This is a genomic window from Rathayibacter sp. AY1A7 (genome assembly GCF_002930845.1).
Taxonomy (GTDB): domain Bacteria; phylum Actinomycetota; class Actinomycetes; order Actinomycetales; family Microbacteriaceae; genus Rathayibacter.
This window is the reverse complement of sequence record NZ_PSTL01000010.1, coordinates 75390-93209: the sequence shown is the minus strand read 5'-3', so window position 1 is coordinate 93209 and position 17820 is coordinate 75390. Positions and strand designations below refer to the sequence as shown.

Genomic DNA, 17820 nt, shown 5'->3' with positions numbered 1-17820 from the left:
GTGGGGCGCGTGGCGGCGCCGTCCCTCAGCCTGGCAGGCCGGGGGCGGCGACGGGCGCGGCGCAACGGCGGCGGCTCAGGCCGGGTGCGCCTCCGGCGACAGGTCGGGCGACTCGCGCACCCCGAACTCGTGCCGCAGCGCGCTGCGGGCGGCGTGCCAGCCGGCCATGCCGTGCACGCCCGGCCCGGGCGGGGTGGACGAGGAGCAGAGGTAGAGCCCCTTCGCGGGCGTCCGCCACGGGTCGGTCGTAGGGACCGGGCGCGAGAGCAGCTGCGCGACGCTCGCGGCTCCGGCGGCGATGTCCCCGCCCAGGTAGTTCGGGTTGTAGGCCTGCATGTCGCGGGCGGTCATCGAGGAGGCGCCGATCACGCGGTCGCGGAACCCGGGGGCGAAGCGCTCGATCTGGGCGGTGATCGCCTCCTGCTGGTCGGCGGGCGAGTACCGGGGGACGTGCGTGTACGCCCAGAGGACGTGCTTGCCCTCGGGCGCCCGGGTCGGATCGGCGATCGAGGGCTGCGCCACCAGCACGTAGGGGCTGCGGCTGTGCCGGCCGCGCTTCACGTCGCGCTCGGCGGCCGCGATCTCGGCGCGGCTGCCTCCGACGTGCAGCGTGCCCGCGCCGGCGAGCTCCGGGTTCGTCCACGGCACCGGCCCGTCGAGGGCGAAGTCGACCTTGGCCACGCCGTTGCCGTAGCGGAAGCGCTGGAGGGCCGCGGCGTACGCCGGGGGCAGCCGGTCCCCCGCCATCGCGAGCAGCGCCGTCGGCGTGCCGTCGACGAGCACGGCGCGGGCCGGGGGCAGCTCCGAGAGCGAGGTCACCTCGACGCCGGTCTCGATGGTGCCGCCGTGCGCCCGGAGGTCGTCGGCGAGCGCGTCGACGATCGACTGGCTGCCTCCGATCGGCACCGGCCAGCCGCGCGCGTGGGCGTAGGCGCCGAGCGCCAGGGCGGCCGCGGCCGTCGACGGGCTCGGCATCGGGCGGATCGAGTGCGCGGCGACCCCGGAGAACATCGCCGGGGCGACGTCCTCGCGGAAGCGCAGGTTCCACACCGGGGTGCCCTGCTCGAGCACCCGCAGTCCGAAGCGGATCAGCACGCTCGGGTCCGTCGGGATCCGCAGCAGCGCGTCGTTGGTGAAGCCCGCGACGCGGTCGGCCCGCTCGGAGAGAGGTCTCATCAGGGCGCGCCACGCCGCTCCGTCGCGCCCCAGCGCCTCGACCGTGCGGTCGAGGTCGCGGTAGGCGATGCCCGCGCGGCCGCCGTCGAGCGGATGCGCGTACGAGATCTCGGGGACGACCAGCTCGATGCGGCGGTCGAGCCCGAAGGCGCGGAAGAAGCCGGACGCGAGCGCCATCGGGTGCACCGCCGAGCAGACGTCGTGGTGGAACCCGGGCAGCGTCAGCTCCGCCGTGCGCGCGCCGCCGCCGATCGTCTCGTTGCGCTCGAGCACGGTGACCGAGAGCCCGGCCCGCGCGAGCGTGACCGCGGCGGCGAGGCCGTTGGGCCCCGCCCCGATGACGACGGCGTCGACCACGGTCACTTCCTCCGCAGGGCCGAGACGACGCCCGCGGCGCCGGCGGCGAGGGCCGCGGCGGCCCCCGCGTAGCTCAGGGCGCGGTGGCGGATCATCCAGATCTGGGGCGTCATGGTGTGCGCGCGATCGCTGAAGAGGCCGCGGGCGCCGTGATCGCCGGGGACCGGCTCGTAGACGTTGTTCGGGAGCATCGGCTCCGTCTTGTCGGGGGCCTGCTGACCGTCGAAGGCGCTGCGGGCGAGGTACCAGTCCATGAAGCGCCCGGCGAAGCGGTCGCCGAGGATGGTGCCCGCGGTCGGCTCGCCGACCCAGGTGCGGCGGCGCGGCTTGTCGGCCACGTCGGCGATCGCGATCGCACCCACCTCGGGCTCGTAGATCGGCGGCACGGGCTGCGGGTGGTGCGGCAGCTGCGACTTCACCCAGTTGAACTGGATGGTGTTGAGCGCCGGCATGTCGACCTCGGACAGGCGCACGCGGCTCTTCGCGTGCAGCAGCTCCGCGGTGACGGCCTCGGTGAAGCCTCGGGCGCCGAACTTGGAGGCGCAGTACGCGGCCTGCAGCGGGATGCCTCGGTGCGCGAGGGCGGAGCCGACCTGGATGACGTGCCCGCGGTCGCGCGGGGTCATCCGGGAGAGGGCTGCGCGGGTGCCGTTGACGAAGCCGAAGAAGTTGACGCCCACGGCGCGCTCGAAGTCGGCGGGCTCGGTCGAGAGGAACTCGCCGAAGACGCCGACCATCGCGTCGTTGACCCACAACTCGATCGGGCCGAGCTCGGCCTCGACCCGGTCGGCCGCCGACTCGACGGCCTCGCGGTCGGCCACGTCGGTCGGGATGCCCAGCCCGCGCCGGCCCTTCTGCTCGATCTCGGCGACCGTGGCCGCCAGTCCGTCCTCGCCGCGCGCCAGCACGGCGACGTCCCAGCCGCGGGAGGCGAGCTCGCGGACCGTGGCGCGTCCGAGCCCGGCCGTGCCGCCCGTGACGACGGCGACTCCGCGGCTCATGCGCGGGCCTCGCGGGAGGAGGTCTCGAGGCGGGGGTGCTGCGTCATGGTGCGGGCTCCTTCGTGAGGGCGCGGTGTGCGTCGGGAGTCCCACGCTAGGCGGGAGCGGCGGCGCGGCGCGCGGGGTTGCGCCTGATCGGTGGAGAGCTCGGTGGATCCGCGCCCGGGGAGGAGAATCGCTCCCGACAGCTCCCGGCTCTCCTCCAGAGACCGCCGCCAGACTGACGCCCGCCCGAGCACCCTCCGACCGGATCGACGCATGACCTCTCTCCTCGACCTGAGCCTCGTCTCCGGCCCCCTCGTCGTCGCCGTCTACGTGCTCGCGATCGGAGCGCTCCTCCTCCTGCTCGCCGCCCACGTCCGCGCTCCCCGCCGCGGGCGCTCCCGGCGCGGCGGGATCGCCGTCGCGGTCCTCCTCCTGGGCCTGATCGGCGGCGCCGCCCTGGCCGCCCTCGTCGACGGGCCCGACGGCCCGTTCGGCGTCGACTTCACGCCGGTCACCCGGGTCGCGATCGGCCTCGGGATCGGCGGGCTGGGCGTCGCCCTGGTCGTCCTCGGGCACGCGATCGCCCGCCGCCGCGCGCGGGGGGTTCTCGCATCGCTCGCGGCCGGAGTGCTCGTCGTCGCGGCGGCCGCGATGACCGTCAACATCGACTTCGGCCAGTACCCCACGGTGCGCAGCGCGCTCGGGATCAGCGCGTACTCCGACTCCTCCGTGCCGGTCGCCGCCGCGGACGGACCGCACTCGGACCTCGCGACCTGGACGGCCCCGGCCGGGATGCCCGCCGTCGGCTCGGTCTCGACGGTCGCCATCCCCGCCACCGCGTCGGGCTTCCCGGCCCGCGACGCGGTGGTCTACCTCCCGCCCGCGGCCCTCACCGCGGCACCGCCGCTGCTGCCGGTGATGATCATGCTCTCGGGGCAGCCGGGGTCGCCCTCCGATCCCCTCTCGACCGAGAAGTTCCAGCAGACCCTCGACGCCTACGCCGCCGCGCACGCCGGCCTCGCGCCGATCGTCGTGTCGCCCGACCAGCTGGGCGATCCCGACAGGAACCCGATGTGCGTCGACTCGCCGCTCGGGAAGTCGGCCACCTACCTCACCGTCGACGTCCCGAACTGGATCCGCGCCAACCTGCCGGTGCTCGGCGACGCGCAGCACTGGGCGATCGGCGGCCTCTCGCAGGGCGGGACCTGCTCGATCCAGCTCGGCGCCGGCCACCCGTCGCTCTTCGGCAACATCGTCGACGCCTCGGGCGAGCTCGCGCCGACCCTCGGCAGCGAGGCGGCGACGGTCGCGCAGGGGTTCGGCGGCGACCAGGCCGCCTACGAGGCCGCGAAGCCGGTGAACGTCCTCGCGGCGAACGCCCCCTACACCGGCACCGTCGCGATCTTCGGAGTCGGCGCCGAGGACACCTCGTTCCTCCCCGGAGCGAAGACCGTCTACGCCGCGGCCGTCGCCGCCGGCATGAGCGCCACCTACCTCGAGGTGCCGGACAGCGCCCACGACGTCACGGCGTGGTCGGCGACCTTCGACAAGGGCCTCGAGATCCTCGCCGACCGCTGGAAGCTCGTCCCCGCCTCCTGAGCGGCTGCGGGCCTCAGGCGCTCTCGACCAGCCGGACCGCCGCCTCGATCCCGCCGCTCCACGGCGCTCCGTGGCCCGGCACCACCCAGCGCGCCCCGGTGGGCAGGAGCGCCCGGAGCGACGCGAGCGCCTGCTCCGGCTCGTCGGTGAAGGGCGCGGGCTGCGGACCCGTGCGGCCGGTGAGCACGTGGCGGGTGGTCAGCCCGTCGCCGACGAAGACCGCGTCGGCCAGCGGCACGTGCACGGCGATGCTCCCCGGGGAGTGACCCGGGAGCGCGATCACGCGGGGAGCGCCCGGCAGGTCGAGCGTCTGCCCGTCGTGCACTTCGACGACCTCGGTGAGCGGCGGGACCGTCGCGATGCCCTTCCGCAGCGCGTAGGCCGCGAAGCCGAGGAGCGGCAGGACGCGCAGCCGCGGTGTCGCGGTCCTCGGCTTCGCCCCGCCCTTCGCCCGCTCGGCGTCGGCGGCGTGCACGTGGACCGGCACGCCGTGGTCGCGGCGCAGGCGCTCGGCGAAGCCCACGTGGTCGGAGTCGCCGTGGGTCAGCACGACGCCGCGCACGTCGTCGAGGGTGCGGCCCATCGCGCGCAGCTCGGCCAGGAGCTCCGGCCAGAGACCGGCCGGCCGCGTTCCTCCTCGTGATGGCCCCCGCTCCCGGCACGCCCGTCGCCGCCCAGGAGTACCGCGACGCGGCGAGCGCCCGCCTGCTGGACCTCACCGCGCAGCTGGCGGGCGAGGAGGACGCCCTCGAGGCGGCGCGCACGCTGACCGCCTGGGCGACGGGGTTCATCGGGATGGAGATCACCGGCGCCTTCACCCTCGGCGGCGACGTGGAGAGCGCCTGGCGCTTCGGGCTGGGGCGGATCGTCTCCGCGCTCGCTCCGGCCGCGTCGCGCTGAGCGCCGCCGCTCAGGCCCGGCGGAGCGCCGCCTCGTCCTCGAGGAACCGCGGACGGCACGCGACGATCCCGCTGACCAGCAGCACCGCCACTCCGGCGAACAGCAGCGCGTACGCGCCGCTCCAGTCCCCCTGCGCCTCGTAGAGCACGCCGATCAGCAGCGGACCGAGGCAGGCGAGCCCGTAGCCGAGCCCCTGCGTGGCGCCGGAGAGGGTCGAGGAGCCGGTGGTCGTCCGCGTCCGCGCGTTCACGAGCGTCAGCGTCATCGGGAACGTGCTGACGCCGAGCCCGAGGCAGACCACCCACGCCACGGCACCCTCCAGCGGAGCGACGACGAGGCCCGCGTAGCCGACGGCGAGCAGCACGCAGCACACCACCACGACCACGACCGGGTTGCGCATCCCCAGAGTCAGCGGCGGCACCACGAAGGCGGCGGCGAGGCCGAACACCGAGAACAGCGCCAGCAGCGCCCCGCCCTGCGCCGGATCCGCGCCCGCGTCGACGAGGATCGTCGGCAGCCAGGTGATGATCCCGTAGGTGTGCAGACCGGTCATCCCGAGCATCAGCACCATCGCCCAGAGCAGCGGCGTGCGCCACGCCCCGTCCACGCGGCCGCCGGCGGCGGCCGGAGCCGCCCCGCCTCCTCCGCGGGCCGCGAGCGCCGCCCAGAGCAGGCACGCCGCGGCCGTCATCACGGCCCAGATCCCGATCGCCCAGCGCCACCCCGCCGTCGAGGCCAGCGGCACCGCGACCAGCGGAGCGACGAACTGGCCCACCTGCAGCAGCGCCAGGTAGAGCGAGCTGACCGTCTTGATCCGCTCGGCGAAGTACCGCTTCACGATCGGCACGATGAGCACGTTCGTGGTGCCCACGCCCGCGAAGGCGACGACGGTCGAGAGCACCAGAGCGACCGGGCTCGGGCTGAGCGCGCGGAGGGCGATGCCCAGTGTGGTCACCAGCGTCGCGATCGCGAGCGTGCGCTCCAGGCCGATCCGGCGCGAGACGGCCGCGGCGACGAAGCCGAAGACGGCGAAGGAGGCGGTGACGATCGTCCCCAGCGCCCCGTAGAGCGAGGGCCCGAAGCCGAGATCGGCGCCGATCGTGTCGAGCAGCGGGCTGAAGCCGGTGACGGCGGTGCGGAGGTTCAGCGCGGTGATCGCGATGGCGGCGAGGGCCAGGAGGGCGGTGGCGCGGAGCGTCGGTGCTGCGGTCATGGAGTCCCCGAGAGATAGGATGATGGGATGAATCCTGGCGAGTCTAGCCCCGCGGCGCCGTTCCAGCGCGAGAGCGTGATCGACCACGTCACGGCGCTGTTCCACGAGGAGATCCGCTCGGGCCGCTGGGCCGTCGGCGAGCGGATCCCGGTGGAGGCCGAGCTCGCCCGCTGGACCGGCGCCGGACGCAACTCCGTCCGTGAGGCCGTCCAGGCCCTCGTGCAGGCGGGCCTCGTGCGGCGGGAGCAGGGGCGAGGCACGTTCGTCACCGCGCGCTCGCAGCTCGCCGAGTCGCTGCGCCGCCGCATCCCGAGCGCCGCCCGCCGGGAGGGCCTCGAGCTGCGGTTCGCGATCGACGGGGCGACGGCCGCGCTGGCGGCCGAGCGCCGCACCGGGGAGGACGTCGCCTCCCTCCGCGCCCTGCTGGACCGCCGAGCCCGCTCTTGGGAGGCGCCGGAGCTCGCCGAGCGGATCGCCGCGGACACCGCCCTGCACCGGGCCGTCGTCGTCGCGACCCACAACGACCTGTTCGTCGAGCTCTACGACGGCCTCACCGGCATGTTCGAGTCGGTGCTGGAGGAGGACGTCGTCGGCGAGGAGGACGTGCACGCCCGGCAGCACGCCGAGCTGGTCGAGGCGATCGCCGCGGGCGACGCCGAGGGGGCACGGCGCCGGATCGAGGAGCTGCTCGCGCCGCTGCTGGCCGAGGCGCAGCACGGCGACGGCTGAGGGGGATCCTCTGCGGCGGGCGGCGGGCGGCACGCGCTCACGGCCGGCGTCGTGCCGCCCGGCGAGCGGGATCCGATGAGAGGGATCAGCCCCGCGGACGACGGGTCGACCAGAGCGCCCACGCCACCAGCAGCGGCTGGAACGCGAGGCGCACGGCGCGCTTGCGGTCGGTGTCGAGCCCGAAGGCGCTCGTCCGCGTCACCCACTGCGAGACGTTGCCCGGGAAGATCGCGGTGAAGAAGGCGGCGGCCGCGGCTCCGACCAGCGGCGCCCGGCGGCGCGCGAGCACCAGCGAGGCGCCCAGGCCGATCTCCACCACGCCCGAGGCGAGCACGACCGCGTCCTTGTCCAGCGGCACCCACTCGGGCACCTGCGCCTGGAACTCCTCCCGCTTGCGGGTGAGGTGGCTCACCCCCGCGAAGAGGAGGGCGGAGCCGAGGAGCACCTTGGCGCCGGTGCGGAGGAGGGACGGGGAGGAGGATGTCATGCGCTCCATCGTTCCCGATGCGGGCCGCCGCCGCCGACGTGGCGCGGCCACTGCGCACGAACGTGCCGGTGTCGGAGGCGGCGCCTAGTCTGATCGCGTGACTGACCGCATCCTCGTCCTCACCACCGGTGGCACCGTCGACAAGGAGTACTCGCTCGCGGGCGAGCTCGAGATCGGCGCCCCGATGGTGCCGCGCCTGCTCGCCCCGGTGCTCACCACGCTCGAGTTCCGCGTCGAGGAGGTCCTCGCCAAGGACAGCCTCGAGCTCGACGACGCCGATCGGGCCCTCATCCGCGAGCGGGTGCTCGCCGCCGAGGAGGACCGGATCGTCCTCACCCACGGCACCGACACGATGACCGCGACGGCCGAGGCCCTCGGCGTCGTCCGCGATCGGGTGGTCGTCCTCACCGGCGCGATGCAGCCCGCACGGATGCTCGACAGCGATGCCGCGTTCAACCTCGGCACCGCGGTGGCCGCCGTGCAGCTGCTGCCGCCGGGCGTCTACCTCGCGATGAGCGGACGGGTGCTGCCCGCCGGCTCCGTGGTGAAGGACCGGTCGATCGGGGTGTTCCTCCCGGCCTGAGCCGGACCAGGATCGACGGTCGCCCGCGGACGGGCTCCCGGCCGGACCGGCCTCAGGCCTCGGCGAGCCCCGCGGTGCAGGCCGCGCAGAGCCCGAAGACGTCCACGACGTGGTGCGCGTCCGTGAATCCGTTCTGCGACGCGACCGAGCGCGCCCACTCCTCGACCTCGTCGGCCGCGATCTCGACCGTCAGCCCGCAGCGGCGGCAGATCAGGTGGTGGTGGTGCGTCCCCGGCGTGCAGGCGCGGTAGAGGCTCTCGCCCTCGGGCGACTGCAGCGAGTCGGCCTCGCCCTCCACGGCCAGGTCCGAGAGCGCGCGGTAGACCGTCGCGAGCCCGATCGGCGAGCCGGAGGCGTGCAGCGCACTGTGCAGGCCCTGGGCGCTGACGAAGTCCTCGCGACGCCCGAGGGCCTCGCGCACCGCCTCGCGCTGCCACGTGTTGCGCTTGACCACTGGACCACCTCCACTCCGCACGACCCGGGCCACGCTACCGCCCCCCGCCGACGGCGAGCCGGGAGCGCCGGACGCCCTTGCGGCCGATGATCCGGCAGACCGCGTAGATCGCGAACGAGATCGTCGTCACGTAGGGGCTGATCGGGATCGATCCGCCCAGCGCGAGCAGGATGCCGCCCACCAGCGCGCCGACGGCGAAGAGCACGCTCAGCAGCGGCACGACCACCGGCGAGGCGGACAGGCGCAGCGCCGCGGCCGCCGGCGTCACCAGGATCGCGAGCACGAGCAGCGAGCCGACGATCTGCACCGAGACGGCGACCGCGAGGCCGAGCAGGAGCATGAACGCGATCGAGAGCGCCCGGGTGGGGATGCCGCGCGCGGCCGCCACGTCGGCGTCGACGCTCGCGAAGGTGAGGGGGCGCCAGATCAGCGCGAGACCGACGAGGACGACCACCGAGATGCCGATCAGCCACCCGAGCTGCGGGTCGTCGACCGCGACGATCTGACCCGTGAGCAGGCCGAACTTGTTCGCGCTGCGGCCCGGGTAGAGGGCCAGGCAGAGGATGCCGATGCCGAGTCCGAACGGCATCAGCACCGCGATGATCGAGTTGCGGTCGCGGGCGCGCGAGCCGAGCACGCCGATCAGGACCGCCGCGATCAGCGAGCCGACGATCGATCCCTCGACGACGCCGACGCCCAGCAGCAGCCCCGCGGAGGCCCCCGCGAACGAGAGCTCGCTGATGCCGTGGACCGCGAAGGCCATGTCGCGCGACATCACGAAGACGCCGATGAGCCCGCCGACCACTCCGAGGACCGCGCCGGCGATCACCGAGTTCATCAGGAGCGACAGCAGCGCTCCGTAGTCCGAGAAGTCGAAGATCTGCGACCAGACGTCCGTCACGACTGCCCCTCCTCGTGCTCGTGCACGTGCGAGTGGTCGGGGGCGCCGACCACGATGACCCGGCCCCGGGCGCGGATCACGTCGACGGGTGCATCGTAGAGCTCGCTGAGCACCTCCGAGCGCAGGACCTCGTCGGGGGTGCCGATCCGGAACCGGCCGCCGGCGAGGTAGAGCACGCGGTCCACCATGCCGAGCACCGGATTCACGTCGTGCGTGACGAAGAGGACGCCGAGGTTCCGCTCGCGGCGGTGCCGGTCGATCAGCTCGCTGACCGCCCGCTGGTGGGCGAGATCGAGCGCGATCAGCGGCTCGTCGCAGAGCAGGAGCGCCGGGTCGCCCGCGAGCGCCTGGCCGACGCGGACGCGCTGCTGCTCGCCGCCGGACAGGCTGCCGATGGGGGCGTCGGCGAAGGCGGTGGCGCCGACGGCCTCGAGCAGCGCGTCGACGGCCGCGCGCCGGGAGCGGGAGGGCAGGGGCAGGCCGAACCGGTGGCCGTCGATCCCGAGCCCGAGCAGATCGCGGGCGCGCAGCGGAGTGCCCTCGTCGGCGAGCTTCTGCTGCGGGATGTAGCCGATGCGCCGGTTGCCGCGGTGCACGGGCTCGCCGAGCACCTGCAGCTCCCCCGCGCTCAGCTGCTGCTGGCCGAGCACCGCGCGCAGGAGGCTCGTCTTGCCGGAGCCGTTCGCGCCGAGCACCGCGACGAACTCGCCGGCGCGCACGTCGAGGTCGACGCCGCTCCACAGCTCGCGGTCGCCGAAGCGGAGGCCGGCGCCGCGCAGCCGCAGCACGGACGCCGAAGGGCCCGCCTCCGGGGAGACGGGCCTGGTCGGGGAGTCGTGGCTCACTGGGAGAGGGCTCCCTCGATCGCGTCGAGGTTGGCGGTCATCCAGCCGGTGTAGTCGTCGCCCTCGGGCAGCGTCTCGGTGACGGGGACGGCCGGGATCCCGGCGGCCTTCGCGGCGTCGAGCACCGCGTCCGTCTGCGCGCCCTCGGTCTGCTCGTTGTAGATCAGCGCGTCGACGGCCTTGCCGGAGAACAGCGCCAGCGTCTCCTGGAGCGTGGTCGCGGGGACGTCGGTGCCCTCCTCGACCGCCTCGCTGAAGGCCTCGGGAGTCGCGTCGGTCAGGCCGAGCGCGTCGGTCATGTACAGCGGGACGGGCTCGGTGATCGCGATGGAGCGGCCGGAGAGCGTGCCCTTCAGCTCGCCTTCGCGGGCGATCAGGGCGTCGAGCCCCTCGTCGAGGGTGGCGAGATTGGCGGAGTAGGCGGAGGCGTTGTCGGGGTCGAGCGCGGCGAGCTCGTCGCCGATCCGCCCCGCGACCTCCTTCATCACCGAGAGGTCGTACCAGACGTGCTCGTTGAACTCCGCGTGCTCGTGCCCGCCCTCCGACTCCTCCTCCTCCGCGTGGTCGTGGACGTCCTCCAGGCCGGCGATCACGGTCGCCGTGATGACGGGGGCCTCGGTGCCGGCCGCGCTGATCATGGTGTCGAGGAAGTGGTCGTAGCCGCCGCCGTTCTCGATCACGAGGGTCGCGCCGGACACAGCGAGCTGGTCGCGGGCGGTGGCCTCGTACTCGTGCGGGTCCTTGTCCGGGCTGTCGATGATGCTGGTCACCTCGACCAGGTCGCCGCCGATGCTCGAGACGAGGTCGCCGTAGACGTTCGTCGACGCGACGACCTTCACGGGCCCGCCCGCGGCGGCGGCGGAGGAGCTGTCGGAGGCGCTGCCCGCTCCGGAGCAGCCGCTCAGGGCGAGCGCGGTGCCGCCGAGGAGGGCGGTGAGGGCGAGGAGGCGGGTCTTCACGGTGAGCCGATCTGGGTCAGGGGCCGGGCGGGTGCCCCCACGCTAACGGCTATTGATAACGATTGTCAAAATCGTGCAGAGGCGCCCGCCGGTCATCCGCGGACACACGCGGACACGGGGCGACACGCGCCTCGCTCCGAGCACCTCGCCCCTGGCACAGTCGCTGCACACCGCCCCCCGACGAGACGAGGACACCGTGACCACCACCGCACCCACGACCGCCGGCGCCGACGCCGCGACGACGATCGGCGCCGCCGCCGAGCACTGGTCGGCCGCACCCCGGCCCGACTCCCCCGACGCCTGGCTCGTCCGCGCCGAGGAGGTCGCCGCCGTGCTCGCGACCGACGCCCTCGAGCGCGACCGCGCCGGCGCCGCCCCCTTCGCCGAGGTCGCCCTGCTCAAGGCGGCCGGCCTCGTCACGCTGCTCGGGCCCGCCGAGCACGGCGGCGGTGCCCAGGAGTGGACCACCGCCCTCCGCGTCGTCCGCACCGTCGCGCGCGGCGACGGCTCGATCGGCCAGCTGCTCGGCTACCACTACCTCTGGGCCTGGGCGGCCCGCCTCGTGGGGACCCCCGAGCAGATCATCGCGGTCGAGCAGCTCGCGACCGAGGGGGACCTCCTCTACGGAGGCGCGGTGAACCCGCGCGACTCCGACCTCACCGTGCGGGAGGAGGGCGACGAGCTGGTCTTCACCGGCCGCAAGTCGTTCTCGACCGGCGGCGTGGTCAGCGACCTGACCGTGCTCGAGGGGGTGCTCGAGGGGACGGACACCCACCTCTTCGCGATCGTCCCCACCGATCAGGAGGGGATCGTCTTCGGCCGCGACTGGGACAGCCTCGGCCAGCGGCTCACCGAGTCCGGCTCCGTCGAGATCCGCGGCGTCCGCGTGCCGTGGGCGGCGGCGGCCGGCTTCGTCGACAAGGTCTACCGTCCGCTCGTCTACAACACCCTCAACGTGCCCGTCATCCAGCAGATCTTCGCCGAGTTCTACCTCGGCATCGCGCAGGGAGCTCTCGAGCGCGCGGCGCAGTACACCCGCGAGCGCACCCGGGCCTGGCCGTACGGCGGCGACGACAAGGAGCGCGCCGGCGACGAGTGGTACGTGCTCGAGGGATACGGCGACCTGCAGTCCCGGCTCTGGGCCGACGAGGCGCTGATCGACGCGACGGGGGCCGCGCTCTCGGCCGCGCTGCACGCTCCGCGCGAGGAGCTGACGCCTCGGCGCCGTGGCGAGATCGCCGTGCGGATCGCCGCGGCCAAGGCGCGGATCGTGGAGGACGGCCTCGCGACGGCGACCCGCGTCTTCGAGCTGACCGGCGCCCGCGCCTCCGCGAGCTCGGTCGGACTCGACCTCTACTGGCGGAACCTCCGCACCCACTCCCTGCACGATCCGCTGCCCTACAAGCGCCGCGAGGTCGGCGTCTTCGCCCTGCTCGACACGGTCCCCGAGCCCAGCTGGTACACCTGATCGGCCGCGGGGCGCGTCCTGCTCCGGCGGAGCGCCCCGCCCATACGCCGCCCCGGCGTCGATCCGCGACAGGCCGGAGCGGAGCCCCGGGGTAGCGTGAAGGCCGAGCGGAGGGAGGACCGTGGCCGTCACGCTGCACGACGTCGCCCGCGCCGCCGACGTCTCGATCAAGACCGTCTCGAACGTGATCAACGACTATCCGCACGTGCGCCCGGCCACCCGCTCCCGGGTGCAGGCGGCCATCGCGCAGCTGGGCTACCGGCCCAACCTCTCCGCGCGGAGCCTGCGCCGCGGCCGTACCGGCGTGATCGGCCTCGCCCTGCCGGAGCTGAGCCTCCCCTACTTCGCCGAGCTCGCCGACAGCGTGATGCGCGCCGCCGACGAGCGCGGCCTGACGGTGCTGATCGAGCAGACCGGCGGCGACCCCGAGCGCGAGCGGAGCGTCCTGGCGAGCGAGCGCCGGCAGCTCACCGACGGGCTGCTCTTCAGCCCGCTGGGCCTCGCCGACGAGGACGCGCTCGCGGTCGGCTTCCCCCTGGTGCTGCTCGGCGAGCGGATCTTCACCGGGCTGGTCGACCACGTCACCATGCAGAACACCGCCGCGGCGCACGCGGCCACCGCGCACCTGCTCGCCTCCGGCCGGCGCCGGATCGTGGCGCTCGGGACCCACCCCGACGCCGCCGTCAGCTCGGCGTCGCTCCGCCTCGAGGGCTACCGCGCCGCGCTCGCCGAGGCCGGCATCGCCTACGACGAGCGGATGATCGGCGTCTCGGGCCCGTGGCGGCGCTCCGGCGGCGCCGAGGCGATGCGCCGCGTGCTGGCCTCCGGGCTCGACTTCGACGCCGTGTTCGCGCTCAACGACACCCTCGCGCTCGGCGCGGTCCGCGCGCTCCAGGAGGCGGGGGTCCGCGTCCCCGAGGAGGTGGCGGTGATCGGCTTCGACGACATCGACGAGGCGGGCTACTCCTCCCCCAGCCTCTCCACCGTGGACTCGGGGCGCGACGAGATCGCGCGCACCGCGGTCGAGGTGCTGCAGGCCCGGATCGAGGGCACCCGCACCGGCCCCGGGACGCTCCACGAGGCGGCGTTCACCGTGGTCGCCCGGGAGTCGACCGCGGGCCGGCCGATCGCGGAGGACCCGGCCGTCGGACGGGCGTCGGACGGGGCCTAGGCGCAGGTCCCGCTGCCGCAGATCTCGCGGCGGATCCACGCTCCCGCGTCCGCGACGGCCAGCTCGCCGCGGCGGAGGAGCCGGCTCCACTCCACGGCCCGCGTCGTCAGCCGGTCGTCGGCCGAGCCGCGGACGTCGCCGCCGACGGTGCGGAGGAACAGGTGCGCGAGCGGGCCGCCGAGGTACAGCGTGGCGCCCGCGACGCCGGCGAAGTGGCGGGCCTGGCCGCGGGTGCCGTCGTCGTAGGGGCGGCGGAAGCCCTTCCCCCGGACCCGGTTGCGGCCGCCGCGCGCCAGGTCGAGGGCGCCGAGCGGGGCACTGCGGATGCCGGCGACGTCCTTCGCGACGGCCGCGAGGAACGCCCGCGGGCGGGGATGCGACGCCGCGAGGGCGTCGGCGCGGTCGGCGAGCTCGGAGCAGGCGTCGGTGACGGCATCGGAGGAGGGCACCCGCCCAGTCGAGCACAGGTGCGCTGAGCGGCGGCGGGGAGGGCCGACGCGCGAGGAGGTCTGCCGACCTCGGCAGCGGCGCAGCGAGGCGGGTGGGGCCCGTGCCGCTCTTGACAGCAGCGGAGGCGGGGCGGACCATCGTGTACAACGTTAGAAAGACCGCTCGCCGCCGAGCCCGCTGCGGGAGCCCGAAGCCCGAAAGGCCCTCATGACCGACGCCCCCGCCGCCACCGCGCGCATCAGCCTCGACCCCGCCGCGGTCGTCGCCCCCGTCACTCCGCGCCTCTTCGGCTCATTCGTCGAGCACCTCGGCCGCTGCGTGTACGACGGCATCTACGAGCCCGGCCACCCCGCCTCGAACGAGGACGGCTTCCGCCTCGACGTGGTCGAGCTGGTCAAGGAGCTGGGCACCACGACGATCCGCTACCCCGGCGGCAACTTCGTCTCGGGCTACCGCTGGGAGGACGGCGTCGGCCCGCGCTCCGAGCGCCCCCGCCGCCGCGACCTGGCCTGGCACTCGCTCGAGACCAACGAGGTCGGGCTGGACGACTTCGCGAAGTGGGCGGAGCTGACCGGCAGCGAGATCATGTACGCCGTCAACCTCGGCACCCGCGGCGTCCTCGAGGCGCTCGACGTCCTCGAGTACGCCAACGGACCGGCCGGCACCGCTCTCGCCGACCAGCGCATCGCCAACGGCGGGACCGAGCCCTACGACATCCGCATGTGGTGCCTCGGGAACGAGATGGACGGCCCCTGGCAGGTCGGCCACATGAGCGCCGACGACTACGGCAAGCTCGCCTCCCGCACCGCCAAGGCCCTCAAGATCGCCGACCCCTCGCTCGAGCTGGTCGTCTGCGGCTCGTCGAGCTCGTCGATGCCGACCTTCGGCGAGTGGGAGCGCGTGGTCCTCGAGCACGCGTACGACGACGTCGAGTACGTCTCGTGCCACGCCTACTACCAGGAGTACGACGGAGACCTCGGCTCCTTCCTCGCCTCCTCCCTCGACATGGAGTACTTCATCGCCACCGTCGCGGCGACCGTGGACCACGTGAAGTTCAAGCTCAAGAAGACGAAGGACATCAAGCTCTCCTTCGACGAGTGGAACGTCTGGTACCTCGAGGAGTGGCAGGCCAAGGAGAAGGCCGACGCCGAGGGCGACCAGAGCACCCGCGAGTGGGCCTACGCCCCGCGCCTGCTCGAGGACGTCTACTCCGTCGCCGACGCCGTCGTCCTCGGCAACCTGATGATCACGCTGCTGAAGAACTCCGACCGGGTCACCTCCGCCTCCCTCGCGCAGCTCGTCAACGTGATCGCGCCGATCATGACCGAGCCGGGCGGAGCCGCGTGGCGCCAGACCACGTTCTTCCCGTTCTCGACCACCGCGCGCCTGGCCTCCGGCTCGGTGCTGCGCCCCCGGATCGACGCGGGGACCTACTCGACCGCCCGTCACGGCGACGCTCCGCTCATCGACTCCGTCGCCACCGTCGACGAGGGCCGCGCGGCCGTCTTCCTGGTGAACCGGTCGCAGACGGAGCCGATCGAGGTCACCGTCGACGTCAGCGGCCTCGGAGTCTCGAGCATCGCGGAGGCGCTGGCCCTGTTCGACGAGGACCCCTACGCGAAGAACACGCGTGACGACCAGAACCGCGTGCGCCTGCGCGAGGCCCCGGCGACGCTCGAGGACGGCGTGCTGACGCTGACCCTCCCGCCCGTCTCGTGGACGGCGGTCGCCCTCACGGCGTAGCGGCGCCCCACCCGCGGGACCGCGTCCGGCCTCCCGGAGCCGCGCGGTCCCGCGGGCCCCGTCGGGAACCGTCCCGGCTCAGCCGCGGGCCGCAGCGGGGAGGAGGCGCTCGAGCTGGTTCGCGAGGTCGTCCGCCACCCCCACGAGTACGTGGCGGGGATCGGGCTCGACAACCTCGAGACGGCGGGTCCGCCCGAGCGCTTCGCCGACGCCTACCGCCTCGCCGGGGAGGCCGGCCTGGGCCGGACCGCCCACTCCTCCGAGCACGCCCCGACCGCGGCCAACACGACGACCTGCCTCGATCTGCTGGGCTGCGACCGGATCGATCACGGCTACTTCGTCCTCGAGGACCCCGCCGTCGTCGAGCGCGTCCGCGAGCGGGGCGTCGTGTTCACCGTCGCCTCGACGACCTCGCGCCGCTCCTGGCGGCCCTGGCGGCGCGCGTCCATCCGGGCGATGCTCGACGCGGGACTGCGGGTCGTGCCCTGCTCCGACGATCCCGGGGTGTTCCCGACCACGCTCGCCGACGAGTACCGCCTCGCCGCCGGCCCGATCGGTGCGACCGCCGCGCAGCTGCGCGCGATGGCGCTCACCGGAGCGGAGGCCTCCTGGCTGCCCGCCGATGAGAAGGAGAGTCTGCGCGCGTCGTTCGCCGCGGAGCTGGACGCGCTGGACGCGGAGTTCGGGCTCGTCTGAGGCCCGGGACGCGACGGGCTCCCCGCCCTGACAGAGTGGACGGATGAGCCCCCTCCCCGATCCCCTGGCCTTCGACCTCGAGGCGCTGCGCCGGGAGGTGCTGCCGGACGACGGGGGCGAGGTCGACGACAGCATCCCCGCGCTCGCGGACGCCGACCCGGGTCTCTGCGCGATCGCGCTCGTCCTGCCCGACGGGTCCGTCCGCGCGAGCGCCGACGCGGAGGAGCGGTTCAGCATCCAGTCGGCCGTGAAGCCGTTCCTGTTCGCGCTCGCGCTCCTCGACACCGGCGGCGACGCGCTCGACCGCGTCGGCATCGAGCCCACCGGCGAGGCCTTCGACGCCCTCAAGCTCGAGAGCGGCACCGGGCGCCCGCCGAACCCGATGGTCAACGCGGGAGCGCTGCTGACCGCCGCCCTGGTCGACGGGGGCGACGCCGACGGCCGGAGCGAGCGGATCCTCCGCGGCCTCTCCGCCTTCGCCGGCCGCCCGCTCTCCGTCGACGAGAGCGTCGCCGCCGACGAGCACCTGCTCGGCGACCGGAACCACGCCCTCGCGCACCTGATGCGCGCGGAGGGCACCCTGCATCGCAGCGCCGACGACGCCGTCTCCGCGTACGCCCGGGCGTGCGCCGTGCTGGTCGACGTCCGCGACCTGGCCGCGATGGGCGCGACCCTCGCGTTCGGCGGCGTGCACCCGGGGACCGGCGAGCGGGTCGTGCCGGCCTCGGTCGCGCGCGACGTGGTCGCGGTCATGGCGACGTGCGGCGTCTACGACGGCTCGGGCCGCTGGATGCGCGCGGTCGGCGTCCCCGCCAAGTCGAGCGTCTCGGGCGCCCTCGTCCTCTCCGCTCCCGGTCGCCTCGGCGCCGCCGTCGTCAGCCCGCCGCTGGACCCCCAGGGCACCAGCGTCCGCGGCGCCCGCGTCGCCGCCCGCCTGAGCGACGCCCTCGCCCTGCACTCCTTCGCCGTCTCCCCCCGCTGACCGCTGCCGTTCCCCCGCTCTCCCCGCTCCACGAAACGCCCCACCTCGTACAGCCGACCGCGGAACGGATGACGACGAAGGAGGAATCCGCCCGATCGAGCACCGCCCAGCTCACCGCCGA

General features: G+C 74.5%; 19 protein-coding genes. 9 read left to right on the top strand and 10 right to left on the bottom strand.

The features are described from left to right. Nucleotides 1-75 precede the first annotated feature (75 nt). Together C5B95_RS09845 and C5B95_RS09840 are read right to left on the bottom strand one after the other, a co-directional pair. A complete protein-coding gene (locus tag C5B95_RS09845; RefSeq protein ID WP_374954255.1) occupies nucleotides 76-1533 on the bottom strand; it encodes a phytoene desaturase family protein in 1458 nt (485 codons plus the stop codon). 2 nt (nucleotides 1534-1535) lie between these two features. Then, nucleotides 1536-2534 (bottom strand): SDR family oxidoreductase, encoded by a 999-nt coding sequence (locus tag C5B95_RS09840; protein ID WP_104233564.1) that lies wholly within the window; start codon nucleotides 2532-2534, stop codon nucleotides 1536-1538. A gap of 258 nt (nucleotides 2535-2792) precedes the next feature. Here C5B95_RS09840 and C5B95_RS09835 point away from each other — a divergent pair, with 258 nt between their 5' ends. Beyond that, complete coding sequence (locus C5B95_RS09835; protein WP_104258167.1) at nucleotides 2793-4118, top strand: esterase family protein; 1326 nt, start codon at nucleotides 2793-2795, stop codon at nucleotides 4116-4118. A gap of 13 nt (nucleotides 4119-4131) precedes the next feature. Here the strand turns inward: C5B95_RS09835 and C5B95_RS09830 are convergent, their stop codons facing one another. Continuing rightward, nucleotides 4132-4719, bottom strand: coding sequence for an MBL fold metallo-hydrolase (locus C5B95_RS09830; protein ID WP_258059934.1), 588 nt, complete (start codon nucleotides 4717-4719; stop codon nucleotides 4132-4134). Nucleotides 4720-4760: 41 nt separating this feature from the next. On the opposite strand from C5B95_RS09830, the gene C5B95_RS09825 reads away from it, so the two are divergent. After that, nucleotides 4761-5018: a TetR-like C-terminal domain-containing protein gene (locus tag C5B95_RS09825; RefSeq protein ID WP_146076559.1), complete on the top strand. Its 258-nt coding sequence runs from the start codon at nucleotides 4761-4763 to the stop codon at nucleotides 5016-5018. A 10-nt stretch (nucleotides 5019-5028) separates the two neighbouring features. Here the strand turns inward: C5B95_RS09825 and C5B95_RS09820 are convergent, their stop codons facing one another. Next, entirely contained in the window at nucleotides 5029-6231 is a 1203-nt protein-coding gene (locus C5B95_RS09820; protein WP_104251045.1) for an MFS transporter, read from the bottom strand. A 27-nt stretch (nucleotides 6232-6258) separates the two neighbouring features. Here C5B95_RS09820 and C5B95_RS09815 point away from each other — a divergent pair, with 27 nt between their 5' ends. After that, nucleotides 6259-6960 (top strand): FadR/GntR family transcriptional regulator, encoded by a 702-nt coding sequence (locus C5B95_RS09815; RefSeq protein ID WP_104349053.1) that lies wholly within the window; start codon nucleotides 6259-6261, stop codon nucleotides 6958-6960. An 85-nt stretch (nucleotides 6961-7045) separates the two neighbouring features. Here the strand turns inward: C5B95_RS09815 and C5B95_RS09810 are convergent, their stop codons facing one another. Then, nucleotides 7046-7456 carry a hypothetical protein gene (locus C5B95_RS09810; RefSeq protein WP_181027249.1) on the bottom strand — a complete coding sequence of 137 codons (411 nt, stop codon included), beginning with the start codon at nucleotides 7454-7456 and terminating at the stop codon, nucleotides 7046-7048. Nucleotides 7457-7544: 88 nt separating this feature from the next. On the opposite strand from C5B95_RS09810, the gene C5B95_RS09805 reads away from it, so the two are divergent. Continuing rightward, nucleotides 7545-8030 carry an asparaginase domain-containing protein gene (locus C5B95_RS09805; protein ID WP_104224541.1) on the top strand — a complete coding sequence of 162 codons (486 nt, stop codon included), beginning with the start codon at nucleotides 7545-7547 and terminating at the stop codon, nucleotides 8028-8030. Nucleotides 8031-8082: 52 nt separating this feature from the next. Here the strand turns inward: C5B95_RS09805 and C5B95_RS09800 are convergent, their stop codons facing one another. Genes C5B95_RS09800 through C5B95_RS09785 form a run of 4 tightly spaced genes read right to left on the bottom strand, consistent with a single transcriptional unit; the run spans nucleotide 8083 to nucleotide 11189 of the window. Beyond that, nucleotides 8083-8484: a Fur family transcriptional regulator gene (locus C5B95_RS09800; protein ID WP_104224542.1), complete on the bottom strand. Its 402-nt coding sequence runs from the start codon at nucleotides 8482-8484 to the stop codon at nucleotides 8083-8085. Nucleotides 8485-8518: 34 nt separating this feature from the next. Continuing rightward, complete coding sequence (locus C5B95_RS09795) at nucleotides 8519-9322, bottom strand: metal ABC transporter permease (RefSeq protein ID WP_104224551.1); 804 nt, start codon at nucleotides 9320-9322, stop codon at nucleotides 8519-8521. A gap of 59 nt (nucleotides 9323-9381) precedes the next feature. Then, nucleotides 9382-10230, bottom strand: a complete 849-nt coding sequence (locus C5B95_RS09790; protein ID WP_104227225.1) for a metal ABC transporter ATP-binding protein — start codon at nucleotides 10228-10230, stop codon at nucleotides 9382-9384. After that, on the bottom strand, nucleotides 10227-11189 hold the full coding sequence (locus tag C5B95_RS09785) for a metal ABC transporter solute-binding protein, Zn/Mn family (protein WP_104267829.1): 963 nt from the start codon (nucleotides 11187-11189) through the stop codon (nucleotides 10227-10229). The genes C5B95_RS09790 and C5B95_RS09785 overlap by 4 nt, the downstream gene beginning before the upstream one ends. 196 nt (nucleotides 11190-11385) lie before the next feature. On the opposite strand from C5B95_RS09785, the gene C5B95_RS09780 reads away from it, so the two are divergent. Both C5B95_RS09780 and C5B95_RS09775 read left to right on the top strand, forming a co-directional pair. Further along, the gene (locus C5B95_RS09780) at nucleotides 11386-12657 is read left to right on the top strand and encodes an acyl-CoA dehydrogenase family protein (protein WP_258059925.1); all 1272 of its coding nucleotides are present in this window, start codon (nucleotides 11386-11388) and stop codon (nucleotides 12655-12657) included. A 121-nt stretch (nucleotides 12658-12778) separates the two neighbouring features. After that, entirely contained in the window at nucleotides 12779-13828 is a 1050-nt protein-coding gene (locus C5B95_RS09775) for a LacI family DNA-binding transcriptional regulator (protein ID WP_104349052.1), read from the top strand. Here the strand turns inward: C5B95_RS09775 and C5B95_RS09770 are convergent. Next, nucleotides 13825-14277, bottom strand: coding sequence for a hypothetical protein (locus C5B95_RS09770; RefSeq protein ID WP_104349051.1), 453 nt, complete (start codon nucleotides 14275-14277; stop codon nucleotides 13825-13827). The genes C5B95_RS09775 and C5B95_RS09770 overlap by 4 nt on opposite strands. 208 nt (nucleotides 14278-14485) lie before the next feature. Between C5B95_RS09770 and C5B95_RS09765 the strand changes: the two genes are divergently transcribed. From C5B95_RS09765 to glsA, 3 genes are all read left to right on the top strand, one after another. Then, nucleotides 14486-16021: an alpha-N-arabinofuranosidase gene (locus C5B95_RS09765; RefSeq protein WP_104349050.1), complete on the top strand. Its 1536-nt coding sequence runs from the start codon at nucleotides 14486-14488 to the stop codon at nucleotides 16019-16021. Nucleotides 16022-16135: 114 nt separating this feature from the next. Beyond that, nucleotides 16136-16717, top strand: coding sequence for a hypothetical protein (locus C5B95_RS09760; protein WP_104349049.1), 582 nt, complete (start codon nucleotides 16136-16138; stop codon nucleotides 16715-16717). Between the two features lie 43 nt (nucleotides 16718-16760). After that, nucleotides 16761-17699, top strand: a complete 939-nt coding sequence (gene glsA / locus C5B95_RS09755; protein WP_104333721.1) for a glutaminase A — start codon at nucleotides 16761-16763, stop codon at nucleotides 17697-17699. Nucleotides 17700-17820 lie beyond the last annotated feature (121 nt).

Bases quoted from the DNA above. Each gene is read 5' to 3' on its own strand.
- C5B95_RS09840 (WP_104233564.1), bottom strand. From the start codon at position 2,534: ATGAGCCGCGGAGTCGCCGTCGTCACGGGCGGCACGGCCGGGCTCGGA.
- C5B95_RS09835 (WP_104258167.1), top strand. From the start codon at position 2,793: ATGACCTCTCTCCTCGACCTGAGCCTCGTCTCCGGCCCCCTCGTCGTC.
- C5B95_RS09825 (WP_146076559.1), top strand. From the start codon at position 4,761: ATGGCCCCCGCTCCCGGCACGCCCGTCGCCGCCCAGGAGTACCGCGAC.
- C5B95_RS09820 (WP_104251045.1), bottom strand. From the start codon at position 6,231: ATGACCGCAGCACCGACGCTCCGCGCCACCGCCCTCCTGGCCCTCGCC.
- C5B95_RS09815 (WP_104349053.1), top strand. From the start codon at position 6,259: ATGAATCCTGGCGAGTCTAGCCCCGCGGCGCCGTTCCAGCGCGAGAGC.
- C5B95_RS09810 (WP_181027249.1), bottom strand. From the start codon at position 7,456: ATGGAGCGCATGACATCCTCCTCCCCGTCCCTCCTCCGCACCGGCGCC.
- C5B95_RS09795 (WP_104224551.1), bottom strand. From the start codon at position 9,322: ATGAACTCGGTGATCGCCGGCGCGGTCCTCGGAGTGGTCGGCGGGCTC.
- C5B95_RS09765 (WP_104349050.1), top strand. From the start codon at position 14,486: ATGACCGACGCCCCCGCCGCCACCGCGCGCATCAGCCTCGACCCCGCC.
- glsA (WP_104333721.1), top strand. From the start codon at position 16,761: ATGAGCCCCCTCCCCGATCCCCTGGCCTTCGACCTCGAGGCGCTGCGC.